Raw genomic sequence first — 20912 nt, 5'->3', positions numbered from 1 at the left:
ATTAAGTCTTAAAAAGTGATACAGGTTGCGCCCTGCTCCGCACCGGACAGCTTTTCACGCAACGCGCTGAACATTTCACGCCCGGTACCCACGCGCGAAGCGCTAAGGTCAGGAATGTGAGGCTGACGAGAGGCAAGTTCCTCTTCATCAACCAGCAGCGTCAATTCACCTGTCTGTCCATTCACACGAATGATGTCGCCATCACGCACTTTCGCCAGCAGCCCGCCATCGTAGGCTTCTGGGGTTACATGGATTGCTGAAGGCACTTTACCTGAAGCACCTGAAAGTCGTCCATCAGTAACTAACGCAATTTTGAAACAACGGTCCAATAATACACCAAGTGGCGGCATGAGTTTATGTAATTCTGGCATTCCGTTCGCTTTTGGTCCCTGATGGCGCACAACAACCACACAATCCCGGTCAAGCAGACCCGCATCAAATGCCGGTAACACATCATGTTGACTTTCGAAGACCACGGCAGGCGCTTCAATCACTTGATTTTCAACTGGAACAGCTGAGGTTTTCATCACTGCACGCCCCAGATTGCCACTCAGTACTTTAGTGCCGCCATGATGGGAGAATGGCTGGTTAAAGGTAGCAATCACATTGCTGTCCAGCGATTTTTCCGCGCCTTCGCGCCAGTCCAGTTCACCGTTATTCAGCCACGGCTCCAGGGTATAACGCGATAAACCGAATCCGGCCACGGTATTCACATCTTCATGTAACAGACCCGCGTTAAGCAGCTCTCGCATTAACACCGGCACACCACCCGCTGCTTGGAAATGGTTAATGTCTGCTGGGCCATTCGGGTACAAACGCGCCATCAGCGGCACGATATCGGACAGATCGGAGAAGTCATCCCAGTTAATCAGAATACCGGCTGCACGCGCCATAGCCACAAGGTGCATCGTATGGTTGGTTGAACCGCCGGTCGCCAGCAGTGCGACAATACCGTTCACTACCACTTTTTCATCGATCATTTTACCGATCGGCATCCACTCGTTACCGTTCCCGGTCAGACGTGTTACCTGACGGGCCGCCGCTGCGGTCAATGCTTCACGCAGTGGTGCATCCGGGTGCACAAAAGAGGAGCCTGGCAACTGCATGCCCATAAACTCCACGACCATCTGGTTGGTGTTAGCGGTGCCGTAAAACGTACAGGTACCCGGTGCATGATAAGACGCAGCCTCGGATTCGAGCAGTGCCATACGATCTACTTTGCCTTCGGCATACAGCTGACGAATACGCACTTTCTCTTTGTTCGCCAGACCACTCGCCATCGGGCCTGAAGGGATGAAGATTGAAGGCAGATGACCGAAGGAAAGCGCCGCCATGACCAGGCCCGGGACAATCTTGTCACATACGCCAAGGAACAGCGCACCATCGAACATATTGTGTGAGAGCCCCACGGCCGCCGACATCGCAATGACTTCACGACTTAACAGAGAAAGCTCCATGCCGTCCTGACCCTGGGTCACCCCGTCGCACATCGCAGGTACGCCACCAGCAACCTGGCCCACTGCATTGGCTTCATGTAGTGCTTTACGAATGATGGCCGGATAGTGTTCATACGGTTGGTGCGCGGAAAGCATGTCGTTATAGGAGGTAATGATCGCGATATTGTTACGCAACATGCTTTTTAGCGAGGCTTTATCCTCCGGCTGACAGGCGGCAAAACCATGCGCCAGATTACCGCATGCCAGTTGTGAACGATATACGGTAGTCGTTTTAGCCTGTTCGATTCGAGCGAGGTAGGCGGAACGCGTGTCCCGGGAACGTTCGACGATATGTTGTGTTACGCGTAACAAATTCGGATTCATAGAGGCTCCTAAAATTTATCTGTCAGAGCGGTTGGGTAAACAGTGTTACTCAGCATCACTAAATATTGCTGAATCGCTTGTTATCCGTAGCTCAGGGGCAAAATCGTTTCAGGCAGTGTAATAAAAAAAACCTCGCGGGTGAATCCACGCGAGGTTTAAAAGTGCAAAAATTATTCTACAATCTGTGTTAGATCATGTTACCGGTAAAATAACACCTAATGGCTAGATGATCTTTTACTCGAATTCGTTCCAGGAACGGCCGTCACGGGTGATCATGGCCACAGACGCAACCGGTCCCCAGGTTCCTGCCTGATAAGGCTTCGGCGACTCGTTATCCATCGCCCAGGCTTCGGTAATTGAATCCACCCACTTCCAGGCTTCTTCGACCTCATCGCGACGCACAAACAGAGCCTGAATACCGCGCATGGTTTCCAACAGCAGGCGCTCATAGGCGTCGGCCAGGTGCGTTTGGTTGAAGGTTTCTGAGTAGCTCAGATCCAGCTTAGTGATTTGCAGATTATGTTTGTGGTCCAGACCCGGCACTTTGTTCAGTACCTGGATATCAACCCCTTCATCAGGCTGCAAACGAATAGTCAGCTTGTTCTGCGGCAGGTCCTGCCAGGATTCTTTAAACAGATTCAGCTCAGGTGTTTTGAAGTAAACCACCACTTCAGAGCACTTGGTTGGTAAACGTTTACCGGTACGCAGGTAGAACGGTACACCCGTCCAGCGCCAGTTATCGATATCGACGCGGATCGCCACAAACGTTTCCGTGTTGCTGCTCTTATTCGCGCCCTCTTCTTCCAGGTAACCCGGTACCTTTTTACCCTGGGCAAAACCGGTGGTGTACTGACCGCGAACCGTTTTTTCACGCACGTTCGAGCGATCGATGCGACGCAGCGATTTCAGTACCTTGACTTTCTCATCGCGAATGCTGTCGGCGCTCAGATCAGCCGGAGGAGACATTGCGATCATGCAGAGGATCTGCAGCAGGTGGTTCTGGATCATATCCCGCATTTGACCTGCCTGGTCAAAATAGCCCCAGCGTCCTTCAATACCCACTTCTTCCGCCACCGTAATTTCTACGTGGTCGATAGTGCGATTATCCCAGTTATTTACAAACAAGGAGTTAGCGAAACGCAGCGCCAGCAGGTTCAGAACCGTCTCTTTACCAAGATAGTGGTCGATGCGGTAAACCTGGCATTCTTCGAAATACTCACCCACCTGGTCGTTGATTTCACGGGATGTCGTGAGCGAAGTACCCAGCGGTTTTTCCATCACGACACGCGCAGGTTTAGCATTAAGTTTTGCTTCACCCAAACCTTTGCAGATTGCGCCAAAGGTGCTTGGCGGCATTGCGAAATAGTTAATCGTGGTACGTGATTTTTGATCCAACATCTCGCCCAGACGGCTGAATGCGGCGGTGTCATTGACGTCCAGGTTACAAAAATCCAGACGGCCGCTGAGGGTTTCCCATAAACTTTCATCAATTTTTTCTTTCATGAAAGTTTCGAGCGCTTCGCGTACAACCTTGGTATAGGCAGCTTTGTCCCAATCAGCACGCCCTACCCCAATGATACGGGTATCCGGGTTAATCTGACCGGCCTTTTCCAGTTGATACAGGGAAGGCAGCAATTTCCGTCGCGCCAGGTCGCCCTTCGCGCCGAAAATGACCAGGTCACATGCCTGGGCTGTTTGCGTTACCGCCATGTCATTCTCCTCAATTGAGTGCCTGGTGCTTTTGCCAGACACTGGTTGTAATTTTCTTACAATGCACTGTACTGCTTTTACGTGATTCCGTGAACCGTAAACGCTTATCCAGCCGTGCTGTTACCGAAAACAGCGGCTAAAGAGACGCCAGTTAGGCTCAAAATGGATAAAAAAGTCGTTTTTTTTCGTACCCATGAAGAAGTATGAAAACCAGACTTCGATCATGTAATGAAAAAAAACAACAACTATTCTCTCCATTTTGCCCCGTTCCTTCGCTCCCAGGGGTAGTATCTATACACAAAATAATTCGCGTTGCAGGACAGCGGCAAGAGTGTGACAAACTCGTCAGGAACGAATTTTCCCTGCTGAAGGATGTCCCTCATTCCCTCCCGATGAGCTTACTCAAGTAAGTGATTCAGGTGAGTTAACATAGCCAACGCCCCTGCGGCTCGAAGTATGCCGTGTATAACAAAATTATGCCCCGATTTCCCCATATTGCTGAAATCGCTTTTGCCCATGACCCATGAGTCCACCTACATCATGAATATGCTGGAAAAAATCCAGTTCAAACTGGAACATTTGAGCAAGTCAGAACGTAAAGTTGCTGACGTTATTCTTACCTCACCAGACCAGGCAATCCATTCGAGCATTGCTGCGCTGGCGCTGGAAGCCAATGTCAGCGAACCGACCGTTAACCGTTTCTGTCGCAGCATGGATACGCGTGGCTTTCCTGATTTTAAACTGCATCTGGCGCAAAGTCTGGCAAATGGTACCCCATATGTTAATCGCAATGTGGATGAGGATGACAGCGTTGAATCCTACACGGGGAAAATCTTCGAGTCTGCAATGGCAAGCCTTGACCATGTTCGTCAGTCTCTGGATAACGTGGCGGTAAATCGTGCGGTTGATTTGCTCACTCAGGCGAAGAAAATAGCCTTTTTTGGGCTAGGTTCCTCCGCTGCGGTGGCGCATGACGCCATGAATAAATTTTTCCGTTTTAACGTTCCGGTTATCTATTCCGACGACATCGTTCTGCAACGCATGAGCTGTATGAATTGTAGTGATGATGATGTCATTGTGCTCATTTCACACACCGGAAGAACCAAAAGTCTGGTGGAACTGGCACAACTGGCAAGAGAAAACGATGCCATGGTGATTGCCCTGACATCTCCTGGTACTCCGCTGGCACGTGAAGCAACGCTGGCAATTACCCTCGATGTACCGGAAGATACTGACATTTATATGCCCATGGTCTCTCGACTTGCTCAACTTACCGTGATAGATGTGCTGGCTACGGGATTTACTTTGCGCCGTGGGGCAAAATTTAGAGATAACTTGAAGCGTGTCAAGGAAGCGCTCAAGGAATCGCGTTTTGATAAAGAATTACTCATCAAGAGTGATGACCGCTAAAAGCAATAACAATGTTCTACCCTTTTATCATCCGGGTCGTTCATTTTACCGTTTATGTTCGAGAACGGCCGGATCAATGTTCACGCAACACCTAGTTGTTTCAGTCAACGGAGTATTACATGTCCAGAAGGCTTCGCAGAACCAAAATCGTTACCACGTTAGGCCCGGCAACTGACCGCGATAACAACCTTGAAAAAATTATCGCCGCTGGGGCGAACGTTGTACGTATGAACTTTTCACACGGCTCTCCAGAAGATCACAAAATGCGGGCGGATAAAGTCCGTGAGATTGCCGCCAAACTGGGACGTCATGTAGCTATTTTGGGTGACCTGCAGGGACCTAAAATCCGCGTATCGACCTTTAAAGAAGGCAAAGTATTTCTCAATGTTGGCGACAAATTCCTGTTAGACGCCAACCTCGGTAAAGGTGAAGGCGACAAAGAAAAAGTCGGCATCGATTACAAAGGTCTGCCTGCTGACGTCGTGCCGGGCGATATCCTGCTGCTGGATGATGGTCGCGTACAGCTCAAAGTGCTGGAAGTTCAGGGTATGAAAGTTTTCACCGAAGTCACTGTCGGTGGCCCGCTCTCCAACAATAAAGGCATCAACAAACTTGGCGGTGGCCTTTCTGCTGAAGCGCTGACGGAAAAAGACAAAGCAGACATCATTACTGCAGCGCAAATCAGCGTTGACTATCTGGCGGTCTCCTTCCCTCGCTGCGGCGAAGATCTGAATTATGCCCGCCGCCTGGCGCGCGACGCAGGCTGCGATGCGAAAATCGTTGCCAAGGTAGAGCGTGCTGAAGCCGTCTGCGACCAGAATGCGATGGATGACATCATCCTTGCCTCTGACGTGGTAATGGTTGCGCGTGGTGACCTGGGCGTGGAAATCGGTGACCCGGAGCTGGTCGGTATTCAGAAAGCGTTGATCCGTCGCGCACGTCAACTGAACCGTGCGGTAATTACCGCAACGCAGATGATGGAGTCGATGATCACTAACCCAATGCCGACCCGTGCGGAAGTCATGGACGTGGCAAACGCCGTTCTGGATGGGACTGATGCCGTTATGCTGTCTGCAGAAACTGCCGCAGGCCAGTACCCGGCGGAAACCGTCGCAGCGATGGCTCGCGTCTGTCTGGGTGCAGAGAAAATCCCGAGCATCAACGTTTCTAAACACCGTCTTGACGTACAGTTTGATAATGTAGAAGAAGCTATCGCTATGTCAGCGATGTATGCCGCGAACCATCTGAAAGGCGTTACCGCTATCATCGCCATGACCGAGTCCGGCCGTACTGCGCTGATGACATCCCGCATCAGTTCTGGCCTGCCAATTTTCGCGATGTCTCGTCATGAGCGTACGCTGAATCTGACCTCTCTGTACCGTGGCGTTACGCCGGTTCACTTTGACAGCGAAACTGACGGTGTAGTGGCTGCCAACGAAGCGGTCAATCTGCTGCGCGACAAAGGTTACCTGGTGTCAGGCGATCTGGTGATTGTGACTCAGGGTGATGTCATGAGCACCATCGGTTCCACCAACACCACACGTATTCTGACTGTAGAATAACGACGCTGCTGACTGCCTGATATTACTCGCTATTCAGCGACGGGTCGTCTGATACAAAAAAGCCTCTCGAACGAGAGGCTTTTTCTATTTCTTAGGATAAAGATCTTTGCGTTTATACGGTTCGATTTCGCCGGGTTTGCGGGTCTTTAGCAGTTTCAGAATCCAGGTGTATTGTTCGAGATGCGGGGTGACAAAAATCTCCACTTCTTCATTCATCCGTCTGGCAATGGTATGGTCATCGGCCGTCAGAATGTCATCCATGGGTGGGCGTACCTGAATCGTCAGACGATGCGTTTTGCCATCGTACACCGGGAACAGCGGTATTACGCGCGCATGACAAACCTTCATCAGACGACCAATTGCCGGTAACGTTGCTTTATAGGTCGCGAAGAAATCCACAAACTCGCTGTGCTCCGGGCCGTGGTCCTGATCCGGTAAGTAATATCCCCAGTATCCCTGCCGAACTGACTGAATAAAAGGTTTAATACCGTCGTTACGGGCATGTAAACGGCCGCCGAAACGTCGACGTACCGTATTCCAGACATAGTCAAATACCGGATTGCCCTGGTTATGGAACATCGCTGCCATTTTCTGGCCTTGAGATGCCATCAGCATTGCCGGAATATCAACACCCCAGCCGTGAGGGACGAGAAAAATCACCTTTTCCTCATTGCGTCGCATCTCATCGATAATTTCCAGACCCTGCCAGTCAACGCGGTTCTGAATTTTCTCCGGGCCACGCATGGCTAATTCTGCCATCATCACCATCGCCTGAGGCGCAGTCGCAAACATCTCATCAACGATGGCCTCACGCTCGGCTTCGCTGCGCTCAGGAAAACAGAGGGATAAATTGATAAGCGCTCTACGACGCGAACTTTTCCCCAGCCGTCCGGCAAGCCGTCCCAGTTTCGCCAGAATGGGATCGCGAAATGATGCTGGCGTTAATGCAATCCCAGCGATCGCTGCTACGCCAAGCCAGGCGCCCCAGTAGCGCGGATGACGGAATGATTTATGAAACTCAGGGATATACTCAATACTCTTTTTTTTCGTTTCCATGCTCTTCCAGTATCGGGGGCCGCGAAAAAGTAAATCTGCTGATAGTGTAGCGGCGCACCGTGTCCCGTACAAAATAAAAAAGCCGGCACGCTTAGCGTACCGGCTCTGTCCGTGTATTTATTAATCGAAGCGTAGCTGAGGCAGAACCTCTTTCACCTGTGCCAGATACTCGGTACGATCTGAGCCGCTCAGCCCTTCCGTACGCGGCAGTTTTGCCGTCAACGGGTTCACAGCCTGCTGGTTGACCCATACTTCGTAGTGCAGGTGCGGGCCAGTAGAACGCCCAGTGTTACCTGACAGCGCAATACGATCACCTCGTTTCACTTTTTGCCCCGGTTTAACCAGCAGCTTACGCAGGTGCATGTAACGGGTGGTGTAAGTACGACCGTGACGAACAGCAACATAGTATCCGGCCGCGCCACTGCGTTTCGCGACTACCACTTCTCCATCACCGACTGACAGCACCGGCGTACCTTGCGGCATCGCAAAGTCGACACCTTTGTGCGGTGCAACACGCCCGGTTACCGGATTCAGGCGACGTGGATTGAAGTTTGACGAAATACGGAATTGCTTCGCCGTAGGGAAACGCATAAACCCTTTAGCAAGCCCGGTCCCGCTACGGTCATAGAATTTACCGTCTTCAGCACGGATCGCGTAATAATCTTTGCCTTCAGAGCGCAAACGAACACCCAGCAGTTGGCTTTGTTCGCGTTTACCGTCCAGCATCTCGCGAGACATCAAAACGGAGAACTCATCGCCTTTCTTCAGCTTGCGAAAGTCCATCTGCCATTGCATCGCTTTAATCACCGCGCTGATTTCAGAGCTGGTCAGGCCGGCATCTCTTGCACTGGCGACAAAACTACCGCCCACCGTACCGTTGATTCGGCTGTTGACCCAGTCACCCTGCTGCATTTCGCTGCTCATTTTGAAACCCGTTGCCGTACGATCATAAGTACGGGTTTCACGGCGGGAGACTTCCCAGGTCAGGCGCTGCAAATCACCTTCCGAAGACAGTGTCCAGGAAAGTTGCTGGCCAATTTTTAGGTTACGTAAATCTTTATCAGATGCGGCAAGCTGGCTGATATCGCCCATATCAATGCCGTACTGGTTCAGAATACTGCTCAGCGTATCGCCGGTAGAAACAACATACTCGTGAACCCCGGCTTCGCCAGAGGTCTTGTCATCGAGTTCGTCCTGAGGGATAGCTTCATCTTCCTGAGCGGCTTGATCGATAGGTTCGCTGGCCTCTGGCAACAGTGAACGGATCTCGCTTTTTTCCAGCTCAATGGTTTTAACGATGGGTGCAGAGTCGGGATGGTATACATAAGGCCGCCAGACTGCGACGGCCAATGTCAGAACAGTAAGCGACCCCAACATAACACGATGGGGTCGCGGCAAATTATTAAATGCCAGAGCGACAGAGCGGGCTATCTGTTGCACGTATTCACTTCCTCATTAATCTCCTTTCAGGCAGCTCGCATACTGGTTGGCTAATTGGTTCAGAAACGCTGAATAGCTTGTTTTACCCAGTTTGATATTCGTTCCGAGGGGATCCAACGTTCCCATTCGAACGGATGTCCCTCTCGCTACGGCTTCAACGACCGCTGGCCTGAACTGTGGCTCAGCAAAAACGCAGGTTGCTTTTTGCTCAACCAACTGTGTTCTTATTTCATGTAAACGCTGCGCACCAGGTTGAATCTCAGGGTTCACGGTAAAGTGACCAAGCGGCGTTAGCCCGTAGTGTTTTTCGTAGTAGCCATAGGCGTCATGAAAAACAAAATACCCTTTCCCCTTGAGCGGTGCGAGCTCGTTACCTACCTGCTTATCGGTTGCGGCTAATTGTGCCTCAAAATCCTTCAGGTTGGCGTCAAGTTTGGCTCGACTTTGCGGCATAAGTTCCACTAATTTATCATGGATTGCAACCGCTGAGGCCCGCGCTATCTCTGGGGAAAGCCAAAGATGCATGTTGTAATCACCATGATGGTGATGCTCGTCACTTTTTTCGCCGTGAGCGTCCTTATGCCCATGATCGTCATCATCATCGTCAGCGCCTTTCATGAGTAACGGTTTCACGTCATTGAGCTGCGCAATCGTTACCTGTTTTGCGTTAGGAATATTCTTGACTGATTTTTCCATAAACGCCTCCATTTCCGGACCGATCCATACTACTAAGTCCGCGTTCTGTAAGCGTTTTACATCTGAAGGGCGCAGCGAATAATCGTGTTCGGAAGCCCCGTCAGGCAGCAGAACCTGGGTGTCTGTAACCCCATCAGCAATCGCTGAAGCAATAAAGCCCAACGGCTTAAGTGACGCCACTACAGCGGCATTTGCTGCCTGAGTTGCACTACCCCAAAGAGCAGCGGATAATGCTGCGAAAAGAAGCGTATTTTTATGTAACATAATGCGACCAATCATCGTAACGAATGTGAGAAATGTGATATTATAACATTCTATAACTTCTGCAAGACTAAAATTGATATGACGACTTTGGTTTCACTGGAAAATGTCTCGGTCTCTTATGGTCAACGCCGCGTCCTTTCTGACGTATCGCTTGAACTTCGACCCGGCAAAATTTTAACGCTTCTTGGCCCGAATGGGGCCGGAAAGTCTACGCTGGTGCGCGTTGTATTGGGGCTGGTAGCGGCTGATGAAGGGGTTATCAAGCGCAACGGGCATTTGCGAATTGGCTATGTACCGCAAAAACTCTACCTCGATACAACACTTCCGCTGACGGTGAGCCGCTTTTTGCGCTTACGTCCTGGCACAAAGAAAGCCGACATTCTCCCTGCGCTAAAGCGTGTTCAGGCCGGGCATCTGATGGATGCTCCGATGCAAAAACTGTCCGGCGGGGAAACGCAGCGTGTCTTGCTGGCCCGTGCTTTGCTTAATAAACCACAGCTCCTGGTGCTCGATGAGCCGACGCAGGGAGTGGATGTGAATGGTCAGGTTGCACTGTACGATCTTATCGATCAGTTGCGACATGAACTGGATTGCGCCGTGCTGATGGTCTCCCATGACCTGCATCTGGTCATGGCAAAAACCGACGAAGTCCTGTGTCTGAACCACCACATTTGCTGCTCCGGCACACCAGAGGTGGTTTCAATGCACCCCGAATTCATTTCTATGTTCGGGCAACGCGGCGCTGAACAACTCGGAATTTACCGTCACAACCATAATCATCGCCACGATTTACAGGGTCGCATTGTTTTACGCCGGGGAAATGGTCACTCATGATTGAATTATTATTACCCGGCTGGTTAGCCGGGATCATGCTGGCCTGCGCTGCTGGCCCGCTTGGCTCGTTTGTGGTCTGGCGTCGGATGTCTTATTTTGGCGATACGCTGGCGCACGCATCACTGCTGGGCGTTGCGTTTGGTCTGCTGCTGGATGTAAACCCCTTTTATGCTGTTATCGTCGTCACCCTGTTGCTGGCCGCAGGCCTGGTATGGCTGGAGAAGCGCCCGCACCTCGCGATTGATACCCTGCTCGGTATTATGGCGCACAGCGCGCTGTCATTAGGCCTGGTGGTTGTCAGCCTGATGTCGAACATTCGTGTGGATCTGATGGCCTATCTGTTTGGCGATCTGCTCGCCGTCACCCCAGAAGATCTGGTGGCCATTGCCATTGGTGTCGTGGTTGTACTGGCTATTCTGTTCTGGCAGTGGCGTAACCTGCTGTCGATGACTATCAGCCCGGATCTGGCCTTTGTTGATGGCGTGAAGCTGCAACGTGTCAAGCTATTGCTGATGCTGGTCACAGCACTCACTATTGGTGTGGCGATGAAATTCGTCGGGGCACTGATTATCACATCACTGCTGATCATTCCTGCGGCTACCGCACGTCGTTTCGCCCGTACACCCGAACAGATGGCGGGCGTTGCCGTAGGTGTAGGGATGATAGCGGTTACAGGCGGGCTGACCTTCTCAGCGTTTTATGACACACCGGCGGGGCCATCCGTGGTGCTTTGCGCTGCGCTGCTGTTTATCTTTAGTATGATGAAGAAGCAAGCGAGCTGAGCATGTGTTGCCCGGTGGCGCTGCGCTTACCGGGCCTACAAAATCGCCAGGCCTGATTAGCGTAGCACCATCAGGCATTATTGGGGCTTAAGGCATTTCCGGCGGTGTAATGCCAAAGTGGTTCCATGCCCGCACCGTTGCCATGCGCCCACGTGGGGTACGTTGTAGAAAGCCTTGCTGAATCAAATACGGTTCCAGCACGTCCTCAATGGTTTCACGTTCTTCGCCGATTGCCGCCGCCAGGTTATCCAACCCGACCGGACCACCAAAGAATTTATCGATCACCGCCAGCAACAGCTTGCGGTCCATATAATCGAAGCCTTCAGCATCGACATTGAGCATATCCAGTGCCTGGGCCGCGATATCCGCCGAGATGGTGCCGTCATGCTTCACTTCGGCGAAATCACGCACACGACGCAGTAAACGGTTGGCAATACGCGGCGTACCGCGTGCCCGGCGCGCTACTTCAAGCGCCCCTTCGTCACTCATCTCCAGCCCCATAAAGCGGGCACTGCGTCCAACAATGTGCTGAAGATCAGCGACCTGATAGAACTCCAGGCGCTGCACAATGCCAAAGCGATCACGCAGTGGAGACGTTAACGAACCCGCACGCGTTGTGGCACCAATCAGGGTAAACGGCGGCAGATCGATTTTAATTGAACGTGCTGCCGGGCCTTCGCCAATCATGATATCCAGCTGATAGTCTTCCATTGCCGGATACAACACCTCTTCCACTACCGGTGACAAGCGATGGATTTCATCAATAAACAGCACATCATGGGGTTCAAGGTTGGTGAGCATAGCCGCCAGATCGCCTGCTTTTTCCAGTACCGGGCCGGACGTAGTGCGCAGATTGACGCCCATTTCATTGGCAACAATATTGGCAAGCGTGGTTTTACCCAGACCCGGAGGTCCAAAAATCAGCAGGTGATCGAGGGCATCACCGCGCAGCTTCGCCGCCTGGATAAAAATTTCCATCTGCGAACGTACCTGAGGCTGGCCGATATACTCTTCCAGCAACCTGGGGCGGATCGCACGATCCACCAGGTCTTCAGGAGTAGTGCTGGCAGCCGAAATCAGGCGATCTGCTTCAATCATCCTTTACCTCACAATGCCGCGCGAAGGGCTTCGCGAATCAGGGTTTCACTGCTGGCATCAGGGCGAGCAATTTTGCTTACCATGCGGCTGGCTTCTTGTGGTTTATAGCCTAACGCTACCAGCGCAGCAACCGCTTCCTGCTCGGCGTCATCACTTACCGGACCGGCAGGTGATGTCAGCACCAGATCGGCAGCCGGTGTAAAGAGATCGCCATGCAGTCCTTTAAAGCGGTCTTTCATTTCGACAATCAAACGCTCCGCCGTTTTCTTACCGATACCCGGTAATTTCACTAACGCACCAAGCTCTTCGCGCTCAACAGCATTCACGAACTGCTGCGCAGACATGCCGGAGAGGATCGCCAGCGCCAGCTTCGGCCCCACGCCGTTGGTTTTAATTAGCTCTTTAAACAGCGTGCGTTCTTGCTTATTGTTAAAGCCATACAGCAGTTGTGCGTCTTCGCGCACCACAAAATGCGTGAAGATGATCGCTTCCTGCCCGGCTTCCGGCAGCTCGTAGAAACAGGTCATCGGCATATGCACTTCATAGCCTACCCCGCCCGTTTCCAGAAGGACCAGTGGGGGTTGTTTTTCAAGAATGATGCCTCTGAGTCTGCCTATCACATGACGCTCCTGCGTTAAGGGCTAAAAGGTAATGCGCTATCATAAAAAAAGGCTGGATAGATATCCAGCCTCATTTGTCACTAACGTAACCTGCCGCGCGCTAAATTTAACCTCGACTCACTCATTTGCATGGCGTTCTGGCTGACATGGCAGTGAGTAATGGCAATCGCCAGCGCATCCGCAGCATCCGCCTGAGGGTTAGCCGGGAGTTTGAGAAGCGTACGCACCATGTGCTGTACCTGGCTTTTTTCCGCGCTGCCGATACCGACGACGGTCTGTTTAACCTGTCGGGCAGCATACTCAAACACCGGAAGATCCTGATTGGTCGCAGCAACAATCGCTACGCCGCGCGCCTGTCCCAGTTTCAGCGCCGAATCGGCGTTTTTCGCCATAAAGACCTGCTCGATGGCAAAATAATCCGGCTGGAACTGGGTGATGATTTCCGTCACACCCGCGTATATCAATTTCAGGCGTGACGGGAGATCGTCAACTTTGGTGCGAATACAACCACTGCCGAGGTAGGTCAACTGTCTGCCGACCTGACGGATTACGCCATAACCGGTAATGCGCGACCCCGGATCAATGCCGAGAATAATAGACATCACGCATCTCCTGTTATTTTATGGCTTAACCACATCATTCTAACGTAGCTGCAACCTCATCGGAGATTTCGCCGTTGTGGTAAACTTCCTGCACGTCATCGCAATCTTCCAGCATATCGATCAGACGCATCAGTTTCGGCGCTGTTTCTGCATCCATATCCGCTTTGGTGGATGGGATCATAGAAACTTCAGCCGCGTCCGCTTTCAGACCTGCCGCTTCCAGCGCATCACGAACTTTCCCCATCTCTTCCCACGCGGTGTAAACGTCAATCGCGCCGTCGTCGAAGGTTACAACATCTTCAGCACCGGCTTCCAGTGCCGCTTCCATGATGGCGTCTTCGTCGCCTTGCTCAAAGGAGATCACGCCTTTCTTGCTGAACAGGTATGCAACGGAACCGTCAGTACCGAGGTTGCCGCCTGTTTTAGTGAATGCGTGGCGCACTTCCGCAACGGTACGGTTACGGTTGTCAGACAGACATTCAATCATCACGGCTGTACCACCAGGACCGTAACCTTCATAGATGATGGTTTCCATGTTGGAATCTTCATCACCGCCCACGCCGCGCGCGATTGCACGGTTCAGGGTGTCACGGGTCATGTTGTTTGCCAGCGCTTTATCAACCGCTGCACGCAGACGCGGGTTAGCATCTGGATCGCCACCACCCAATTTAGCCGCCGTTACCAGCTCACGAATGATTTTGGTGAAGATCTTACCGCGCTTAGCATCCTGCGCTGCTTTACGATGTCTGGTGTTGGCCCATTTACTATGACCTGCCATAAATAATCTCTCCAAAAAGCGCGCCTTCTCAGGCGACGTTAATTACAAACTCTTCAATCGCCTGCCGGTTACTCCACGACTTGGTTAACTGTGCAGCCTCGTGCGCATTAACCCAACGGTAGGTCAAATGTTCGGTGAACACGATCTTTCGTTCAGTGGGCAGAGCCAGGCAAAACCAGGACTCCGTATTACGTACAATTCCTGGCGCATAGCGATGACGTAAATGACTAAAAATCTCAAACTCCACCGTGCGCTGGCAGTCAATTAAGGTCAGTTGCTCACGCGCAACATCAATGGCGACCTCTTCCTTTACTTCGCGCAGGGCGGCTTGCGACGCGGTTTCACCTTCTTCAAGGCTGCCGGTGACCGACTGCCAAAAATCAGGATCGTCGCGTCGCTGTAACATCAGCACTCTCCCGGTGTCCTTTGCATAAATCACGACTAACACCGAGACAGGCTGTTTATATGCCATATCAGTTATTCTCGGCCTTCTTAACAACCTGAATGCTCAGTTCCGCCAGCGCAGCTTCGTTGGCAAAGCTAGGCGCTTCGGTCATCAGACATGCGGCAGCTGTCGTTTTCGGGAAAGCAATAACGTCACGGATGTTATCAGTACCGGTCAACAGCATGGTCAGACGATCCAGACCAAACGCCAGGCCCGCGTGCGGCGGTGTACCGTATTTTAATGCATCCAGCAGGAAGCCAAATTTCTCACGCTGCTCTTGTTCGTTGATACCCAGAATACCGAATACGGTCTGCTGCATATCACCGTTATGGATACGTACAGAACCACCGCCTACTTCGTAGCCGTTGATAACCATATCGTACGCATTGGCAACCGCATCTTCCGGCGCAGCTTTCAGCTCAGCCGCCGTCATGTCTTTCGGTGAGGTGAACGGATGGTGCATCGCGGTCAGACCGCCTTCACCATCGTCTTCAAACATTGGGAAGTCGATAACCCACAACGGCGCCCATTTGGATTCGTCGGTCAGGTTCAGATCTTTACCCAGTTTCAGGCGCAGAGCCCCCATCGCGTCGGCAACCACTTTCTTGTTGTCGGCACCGAAGAAGATCATATCGCCGTCTTGTGCGCCAGTACGTTCCAGAATAGCTTCAATGATTTCAGCATTCAGGAACTTGGCCACCGGGCTGGTTATCCCTTCCAGACCTTTTGCACGCTCGGTGACTTTAATGTATGCCAAACCTTTCGCACCGTAGATCTTAATGAAGTTACCGTAATCGTCGATCTGCTTACGGCTAAGTGCGGCGCCGCCAGGTACGCGCAGAGCCGCTACACGCCCTTTCGGATCGTTAGCCGGACCAGAGAACACGGCGAATTCAACAGATTTCAGCAGATCAGCAACGTCCACCAGCTCCATCGGGTTACGCAGATCCGGCTTATCGGAACCGTAACGACGCTCTGCTTCAGCAAAGGTCATGATCGGGAAATCGCCCAGGTCCACACCTTTTACTTCCTGCCACAGATTACGCACCAGCGCTTCCATCACTTCACGCACCTGCGGTGCGGTCATGAAGGAGGTCTCAACATCGATCTGAGTAAATTCAGGCTGGCGGTCAGCACGTAAATCTTCATCACGGAAGCATTTTACGATCTGGTAGTAACGGTCGAAGCCAGACATCATCAGCAGTTGTTTGAACAACTGAGGAGACTGTGGCAGTGCGTAGAATTTACCTTTATGTACGCGAGACGGTACCAGGTAGTCACGCGCGCCTTCTGGCGTCGCTTTGGTCAGCATCGGCGTTTCGATGTCGAGGAAGCCATGGTCGTCCATGAAACGACGCACCAGGCTGGTAATTTTGGCACGCGTTTTCAGACGCTGCGCCATTTCAGGGCGACGCAGATCGAGATAGCGATACTTCAGACGAGCTTCTTCAGTATTTACGTGGTTAGAGTCGAGCGGCAGTGAATCTGAACGGTTGATAATGACCAGATCGGATGCCAGCACTTCAATTTCGCCCGTCGCCATATCGGCGTTGACGTTTTTCGCGTCACGCGCACGCACGGTGCCCGTTACCTGAATGCAGAACTCATTACGCAGTTCGGAGGCCAGCTTTAACGCGTCCGCACGGTCCGGATCGAAAAATACCTGCACGATACCTTCGCGGTCGCGCATATCGATAAAGATCAGGCTACCAAGATCACGACGACGGTTGACCCAACCACACAGAGTCACCTGCTGCCCCTCGTGGGACAGACGTAGCTGTCCGCAATATTCTGTACGCATGAGATATCCCTTAACTTTGCCGCAGGCGGATTGTCACCTGCCCGGCAGATGACGAAGTCGCAGCTTTAGCTGAATGTCACAACTGAATGAAAAAAGGCGGCTATTATACTGGAAATTCTGCCGCACGATAAGAGCCTACTGGGGTAGACTCTCAGTCCGGTACTGACTGTACGCGTGTTTCCTAAGCGGGTATTGCGTAATCTCACAAAAAATAACAAAAATTGTCGCCCCTTTCACACAGATTCGCGATTAAGGTGTAACGGAAATCTTTTTTACTGGAGTCACCATGCTGGAACTGAACGCAAAAACAACCGCACTTGTCGTCATCGATCTACAGGAAGGGATCTTGCCTTTCGCGGGTGGGCCTCATTCGGCAAACGACGTCGTCGCTCGCGCAGCACAACTGGCGGAAAAATTCCGTACCCACGGTTCACCGGTGGTGATGGTTCGTGTCGGCTGGTCTGCGGATTATGCCGAAGCGCTAAAACAACCGGTTGATGCCCCCGCGCCAGCCAAAGCATTACCCGACAACTGGTGGGAATACCCGCAAGCGCTGGGAAAATGTGCAACAGACCTGGAGGTTACCAAGCGCCAGTGGGGAGCATTCTACGGTACTGACCTGGAACTACAGCTGCGCCGTCGTGGTATCGACACCATCGTCCTTTGCGGGATCTCCACCAATATCGGCGTCGAATCCACTGCGCGTAACGCCTGGGAGCTGGGTTTTAGCCTGATCGTTGCCGAAGACGCCTGCAGTGCCGCCAGCGCCGACCAGCATCAGGGCAGCATGACGCATATTTTCCCACGCATTGCCCGTGTACGTCGCGTTGACGAGATCCTACAAGCGTTATGATCTATATCGGCTTACCCCAGTGGTCACACCCGAAATGGATGCGTCTGGGGATCACCAGCCTTGAAGAGTATGCCCACCACTTTAACTGCGTGGAGGGTAATACCACGCTGTACGCCTTGCCGAAAGCCGAGATTGTTGACCGCTGGTTTGCACAAACCAGCGACGATTTTCGCTTCTGTTTCAAATTCCCGGCCACCATCTCACATCAGGCTGCACTGCGGAATTGCGATGATTTAGTGCAGGCATTTTTTACGCGTATGTCACCGCTGGATACCCGTATCGGACAATACTGGTTGCAGCTACCTGCCACGTTCGGCCCACGTGACCTCCCTGCCCTGTGGCAATTCCTCGATGCCCTCCCTAAAACGTTTACCTACGGTGTCGAAGTTCGTCATCCGGATTTCTTTGCGAAGGGTGAATCAGAGATTCAGCTCAATCGGGGGTTGCATGAACGCGGGGTTAATCGGGTCATTTTAGACAGTCGTCCGGTCCATGCCGCGATCCCACACACGGAAGCGATACGCGATGCTCAACGTAAGAAACCGAAGGTCCCGGTCCATGCGGTAGTCACGGCAAACCACCCGATGGTCCGTTTTATCGGTAGTGATAACATGGCACAGAATCGGCAGTTCTTTGCCGCCTGGCTGGCAAAGTTGTCACTCTGGCAACAGACCTCCACGCCATATCTGTTTTTGCATACGCCGGATATCGCACAGGCTCCACAGCTTGTAGACACGCTATGGGCAGATTTACGTAGTGCCCTGCCAGAGATCGGATCAGCACCCTCGATTCCACAGCAATCTTCTCTTTTCTGAAAATGCCACCTATCATAGTCAATGCCATCAACCCAACCGTACTCTAAATAATTCGAGTTGCAGGAAGATGGCAAGGGAGAGAATCCCCTGGAGCTTACATAAGTAAGTGACTGGGGGGAGCGAGTACAGCCACCGCGCATGCAACTTGAAGTATGACGAGGAAAGGGAGTTTGTATGGTAAGCGCGCTATATGCCGTCCTGGGTGCGTTATTGTTAATAAAGTTCTCCTTTGACGTCGTTCGCCTGCGCATGCAATATCGCGTTGCCTATGGTGATGGTGGCTTTAGTGAGCTGCAAAGCGCTATCCGCATTCACGGCAATGCAGTGGAATATATTCCCGTTGCATTAGTGCTGCTGCTTTTTATGGAAATGAACGGCGCTGAAACGTGGATGGTGCATATTTGCGGGCTGATGTTGATAGCCGGACGACTGATGCATTATTACGGATTCCATCACCGTCTTTTCCGCTGGCGTCGTTCCGGCATGAGCGCCACCTGGTGTTCACTGTTGCTAATGGTGCTGGCGAATCTTTGGTATATGCCCTGGGAGTTGGTTTTCTCCCTGCATTAGCGCACAATACGCCACTTTATTTTTCCCGGATTTTTACGTTATGTCTCACCGCGACACGCTTTTTTCTGCGCCTATCGCCAGTCTGGGTGACTGGACCTTTGATGAACGGGTAGCTGAAGTCTTCCCGGATATGATCCAGCGTTCCGTTCCCGGCTATTCCAATATCATCTCCATGATTGGCATGCTGGCCGAACGTTTCGTGCAACCCAACACGCAGGTCTACGATCTGGGCTGCTCTTTGGGCGCAGCGACGCTCTCGGTGCGTCGCAATATCCATCATGAGAATTGCAAAATTATCGCCGTTGATAACTCGCCGGCGATGGTTGAACGCTGTCGTCGTCATATCGATGCCTATAAAGCCCCCACGCCTGTTGACGTGGTCGAAGGCGATATTCGCAACATCACTATCGAAAATGCCTCGATGGTGGTGCTGAATTTTACCCTGCAATTCCTTGAACCACCTGAGCGCCAGGCATTGTTGGATAAGATTTATCAGGGGTTGAACCCCGGCGGTGCGCTGGTGCTGTCAGAGAAGTTCAGCTTCGAAGATGCCAAAGTTGGCGAACTGCTGTTCAATATGCACCACGACTTCAAACGCGCCAATGGCTACAGCGAGCTGGAAATCAGCCAGAAGCGCAGCATGCTGGAAAATGTGATGCTAACTGACTCCGTTGAAACGCACAAAGCACGTCTGCATCAGGCAGGTTTTGAGCACAGCGAACTGTGGTTCCAGTGCTTCAACTTTGGGTCACTGGTAGCGTTGAAATCTGAGGTTCCTGCATGACAGACTTTGGTAACTTTTATCAGCTGATTGCCAAAAACCATCTTTCCCATTGGCTGGAAACGCTCCCGGCGCAAATCGCCGCCTGGCAGCGCGATCAACATGGGTTGTTTAAGCAGTGGTCGAATGCCGTGGAGTTTCTGCCGGAACTGACGCCGCATCGACTGGATTTACTGCATAGCGTGACTGCCGAAAGCGAAGAGCCGCTCAGCGAAGGGCAGATCAAACGGATTGATACGCTGATGCGACATCTCATGCCGTGGCGCAAAGGCCCATATTCGCTGTACGGCGTCAATATTGATACCGAATGGCGTTCCGACTGGAAGTGGGATCGCGTTCTGCCGCATTTATCCGATCTGACCGGGCGAACCATTCTCGACGTGGGCTGCGGTAGTGGCTATCACATGTGGCGCATGATTGGCGCGGGTGCTCATCTGGCTGTCGGTATCGATCCTACGCAGTTGTTCCTGTGTCAGTTTGAAGCAGTACGTAAATTGCTGGGTAACGATCAGCGCGCTCACCTGCTGCCGCTGGGTATCGAACAGCTTCCGGCACTGAACGCGTTTGATACCGTATTCTCTATGGGCGTGCTTTATCACCGTCGCTCACCGCTGGAACATCTCTGGCAGTTGAAAGATCAACTGGTAAAAGACGGAGAGCTGGTGCTGGAAACACTGGTGGTCGAAGGTGATGAGAATACCGTTCTGGTACCAGGTGACCGCTACGCGCAAATGCGTAACGTCTACTTTATTCCATCCGCGCTGGCGCTGAAAAACTGGCTGGAAAAATGTGGGTTTGTGGATGTCCGTATCGCCGACGTCTGTGTCACTACCACAGAAGAGCAGCGTCGCACCAAATGGATGATAACCGAGTCACTGGCCGATTTCCTCGACCCGAATGACAGCAGTAAAACACTGGAAGGTTACCCTGCACCATTACGTGCCGTGTTAATTGCACGTAAGCCATGATGGATTG

At 52.1% G+C, this 20912-nt stretch carries 20 protein-coding genes; 9 read left to right on the top strand and 11 right to left on the bottom strand.

Annotation, left to right across the window (positions count from 1 at the left end):
* Positions 1-8: 8 nt before the first annotated feature.
* Both edd and zwf read right to left on the bottom strand, forming a co-directional pair.
* The gene (gene edd, locus NNO03_RS17240; RefSeq protein WP_271450092.1) at positions 9-1820 is read right to left on the bottom strand and encodes a phosphogluconate dehydratase; all 1812 of its coding nucleotides are present in this window, start codon (positions 1818-1820) and stop codon (positions 9-11) included.
* Positions 1821-2054: 234 nt separating this feature from the next.
* A complete protein-coding gene (zwf, locus tag NNO03_RS17235) occupies positions 2055-3530 on the bottom strand; it encodes a glucose-6-phosphate dehydrogenase (protein WP_271450091.1) in 1476 nt (491 codons plus the stop codon).
* A 540-nt stretch (positions 3531-4070) separates the two neighbouring features.
* Here zwf and NNO03_RS17230 point away from each other — a divergent pair.
* Both NNO03_RS17230 and pyk read left to right on the top strand, forming a co-directional pair.
* Positions 4071-4940: a MurR/RpiR family transcriptional regulator gene (locus NNO03_RS17230; protein ID WP_271450104.1), complete on the top strand. Its 870-nt coding sequence runs from the start codon at positions 4071-4073 to the stop codon at positions 4938-4940.
* A gap of 119 nt (positions 4941-5059) precedes the next feature.
* Positions 5060-6502 carry a pyruvate kinase gene (pyk, locus tag NNO03_RS17225; RefSeq protein WP_137381575.1) on the top strand — a complete coding sequence of 481 codons (1443 nt, stop codon included), beginning with the start codon at positions 5060-5062 and terminating at the stop codon, positions 6500-6502.
* Positions 6503-6586: 84 nt separating this feature from the next.
* Here pyk and lpxM read toward each other — a convergent pair whose 3' ends face one another.
* The 3 genes from lpxM to znuA form a co-directional block, all read right to left on the bottom strand.
* Positions 6587-7558, bottom strand: a complete 972-nt coding sequence (gene lpxM / locus NNO03_RS17220) for a lauroyl-Kdo(2)-lipid IV(A) myristoyltransferase (protein WP_271450090.1) — start codon at positions 7556-7558, stop codon at positions 6587-6589.
* Between the two features lie 120 nt (positions 7559-7678).
* Complete coding sequence (mepM, locus tag NNO03_RS17215) at positions 7679-8998, bottom strand: murein DD-endopeptidase MepM (protein ID WP_271450089.1); 1320 nt, start codon at positions 8996-8998, stop codon at positions 7679-7681.
* Positions 8999-9013: 15 nt separating this feature from the next.
* On the bottom strand, positions 9014-9958 hold the full coding sequence (gene znuA, locus NNO03_RS17210; protein WP_271450088.1) for a zinc ABC transporter substrate-binding protein ZnuA: 945 nt from the start codon (positions 9956-9958) through the stop codon (positions 9014-9016).
* 78 nt (positions 9959-10036) lie between these two features.
* Between znuA and znuC the strand changes: the two genes are divergently transcribed.
* Both znuC and znuB read left to right on the top strand, forming a co-directional pair.
* Positions 10037-10792, top strand: coding sequence for a zinc ABC transporter ATP-binding protein ZnuC (gene znuC, locus NNO03_RS17205; RefSeq protein WP_271450087.1), 756 nt, complete (start codon positions 10037-10039; stop codon positions 10790-10792).
* Positions 10789-11574, top strand: coding sequence for a zinc ABC transporter permease subunit ZnuB (gene znuB, locus NNO03_RS17200; RefSeq protein ID WP_137381571.1), 786 nt, complete (start codon positions 10789-10791; stop codon positions 11572-11574). The genes znuC and znuB overlap by 4 nt, the downstream gene beginning before the upstream one ends.
* An 87-nt stretch (positions 11575-11661) precedes the next feature.
* Here znuB and ruvB read toward each other — a convergent pair whose 3' ends face one another.
* The 6 genes from ruvB to aspS all read right to left on the bottom strand — a co-directional run bounded on the left by ruvB (position 11662) and on the right by aspS (position 16918).
* Entirely contained in the window at positions 11662-12672 is a 1011-nt protein-coding gene (gene ruvB / locus NNO03_RS17195; RefSeq protein WP_271450086.1) for a Holliday junction branch migration DNA helicase RuvB, read from the bottom strand.
* An 8-nt stretch (positions 12673-12680) separates the two neighbouring features.
* A complete protein-coding gene (gene ruvA / locus NNO03_RS17190) occupies positions 12681-13292 on the bottom strand; it encodes a Holliday junction branch migration protein RuvA (protein ID WP_137381569.1) in 612 nt (203 codons plus the stop codon).
* Positions 13293-13372: 80 nt separating this feature from the next.
* Positions 13373-13894: a crossover junction endodeoxyribonuclease RuvC gene (gene ruvC, locus NNO03_RS17185; protein WP_003034867.1), complete on the bottom strand. Its 522-nt coding sequence runs from the start codon at positions 13892-13894 to the stop codon at positions 13373-13375.
* Between the two features lie 34 nt (positions 13895-13928).
* Positions 13929-14672, bottom strand: coding sequence for a YebC/PmpR family DNA-binding transcriptional regulator (locus NNO03_RS17180; RefSeq protein WP_003833836.1), 744 nt, complete (start codon positions 14670-14672; stop codon positions 13929-13931).
* A gap of 28 nt (positions 14673-14700) precedes the next feature.
* The gene (gene nudB / locus NNO03_RS17175; protein ID WP_271450085.1) at positions 14701-15144 is read right to left on the bottom strand and encodes a dihydroneopterin triphosphate diphosphatase; all 444 of its coding nucleotides are present in this window, start codon (positions 15142-15144) and stop codon (positions 14701-14703) included.
* Position 15145: 1 nt separating this feature from the next.
* Positions 15146-16918, bottom strand: coding sequence for an aspartate--tRNA ligase (gene aspS, locus NNO03_RS17170; RefSeq protein WP_271441788.1), 1773 nt, complete (start codon positions 16916-16918; stop codon positions 15146-15148).
* Positions 16919-17204: 286 nt separating this feature from the next.
* On the opposite strand from aspS, the gene NNO03_RS17165 reads away from it, so the two are divergent.
* From NNO03_RS17165 to cmoB, 5 genes are all read left to right on the top strand, one after another.
* Positions 17205-17771: a hydrolase gene (locus NNO03_RS17165; protein WP_271450084.1), complete on the top strand. Its 567-nt coding sequence runs from the start codon at positions 17205-17207 to the stop codon at positions 17769-17771.
* Complete coding sequence (locus tag NNO03_RS17160) at positions 17768-18586, top strand: DUF72 domain-containing protein (protein ID WP_271450083.1); 819 nt, start codon at positions 17768-17770, stop codon at positions 18584-18586. Before NNO03_RS17165 ends, NNO03_RS17160 begins: the two co-directional genes overlap by 4 nt.
* 174 nt (positions 18587-18760) lie before the next feature.
* A complete protein-coding gene (locus NNO03_RS17155; RefSeq protein ID WP_003833847.1) occupies positions 18761-19156 on the top strand; it encodes an MAPEG family protein in 396 nt (131 codons plus the stop codon).
* Between the two features lie 40 nt (positions 19157-19196).
* On the top strand, positions 19197-19940 hold the full coding sequence (gene cmoA / locus NNO03_RS17150) for a carboxy-S-adenosyl-L-methionine synthase CmoA (RefSeq protein WP_271441785.1): 744 nt from the start codon (positions 19197-19199) through the stop codon (positions 19938-19940).
* Positions 19937-20905 (top strand): tRNA 5-methoxyuridine(34)/uridine 5-oxyacetic acid(34) synthase CmoB, encoded by a 969-nt coding sequence (cmoB, locus tag NNO03_RS17145; protein ID WP_271450082.1) that lies wholly within the window; start codon positions 19937-19939, stop codon positions 20903-20905. Before cmoA ends, cmoB begins: the two co-directional genes overlap by 4 nt.
* Positions 20906-20912: the final 7 nt, after the last annotated feature.

Origin of the sequence: Citrobacter sp. Igbk 16 (genome assembly GCF_028069755.1) — a bacterium.
GTDB lineage: Bacteria > Pseudomonadota > Gammaproteobacteria > Enterobacterales > Enterobacteriaceae > Citrobacter.
Note: the sequence above shows the minus strand (reverse complement) of the source record. Positions and strands in the feature narration are given on the sequence as shown.

What these genes read in the sequence shown, in the direction of transcription:
- edd (WP_271450092.1), bottom strand. Translation starts at nt 1,820, where the DNA reads ATGAATCCGAATTTGTTACGCGTAACACAACATATCGTCGAACGTTCC.
- zwf (WP_271450091.1), bottom strand. Translation starts at nt 3,530, where the DNA reads ATGGCGGTAACGCAAACAGCCCAGGCATGTGACCTGGTCATTTTCGGC.
- NNO03_RS17230 (WP_271450104.1), top strand. Translation starts at nt 4,071, where the DNA reads ATGAATATGCTGGAAAAAATCCAGTTCAAACTGGAACATTTGAGCAAG.
- pyk (WP_137381575.1), top strand. Translation starts at nt 5,060, where the DNA reads ATGTCCAGAAGGCTTCGCAGAACCAAAATCGTTACCACGTTAGGCCCG.
- lpxM (WP_271450090.1), bottom strand. Translation starts at nt 7,558, where the DNA reads ATGGAAACGAAAAAAAAGAGTATTGAGTATATCCCTGAGTTTCATAAA.
- znuA (WP_271450088.1), bottom strand. Translation starts at nt 9,958, where the DNA reads ATGTTACATAAAAATACGCTTCTTTTCGCAGCATTATCCGCTGCTCTT.
- znuC (WP_271450087.1), top strand. Translation starts at nt 10,037, where the DNA reads ATGACGACTTTGGTTTCACTGGAAAATGTCTCGGTCTCTTATGGTCAA.
- znuB (WP_137381571.1), top strand. Translation starts at nt 10,789, where the DNA reads ATGATTGAATTATTATTACCCGGCTGGTTAGCCGGGATCATGCTGGCC.
- ruvB (WP_271450086.1), bottom strand. Translation starts at nt 12,672, where the DNA reads ATGATTGAAGCAGATCGCCTGATTTCGGCTGCCAGCACTACTCCTGAA.
- ruvC (WP_003034867.1), bottom strand. Translation starts at nt 13,894, where the DNA reads ATGTCTATTATTCTCGGCATTGATCCGGGGTCGCGCATTACCGGTTAT.
- NNO03_RS17180 (WP_003833836.1), bottom strand. Translation starts at nt 14,672, where the DNA reads ATGGCAGGTCATAGTAAATGGGCCAACACCAGACATCGTAAAGCAGCG.
- nudB (WP_271450085.1), bottom strand. Translation starts at nt 15,144, where the DNA reads ATGGCATATAAACAGCCTGTCTCGGTGTTAGTCGTGATTTATGCAAAG.
- aspS (WP_271441788.1), bottom strand. Translation starts at nt 16,918, where the DNA reads ATGCGTACAGAATATTGCGGACAGCTACGTCTGTCCCACGAGGGGCAG.
- NNO03_RS17165 (WP_271450084.1), top strand. Translation starts at nt 17,205, where the DNA reads ATGCTGGAACTGAACGCAAAAACAACCGCACTTGTCGTCATCGATCTA.
- NNO03_RS17160 (WP_271450083.1), top strand. Translation starts at nt 17,768, where the DNA reads ATGATCTATATCGGCTTACCCCAGTGGTCACACCCGAAATGGATGCGT.
- NNO03_RS17155 (WP_003833847.1), top strand. Translation starts at nt 18,761, where the DNA reads ATGGTAAGCGCGCTATATGCCGTCCTGGGTGCGTTATTGTTAATAAAG.
- cmoA (WP_271441785.1), top strand. Translation starts at nt 19,197, where the DNA reads ATGTCTCACCGCGACACGCTTTTTTCTGCGCCTATCGCCAGTCTGGGT.
- cmoB (WP_271450082.1), top strand. Translation starts at nt 19,937, where the DNA reads ATGACAGACTTTGGTAACTTTTATCAGCTGATTGCCAAAAACCATCTT.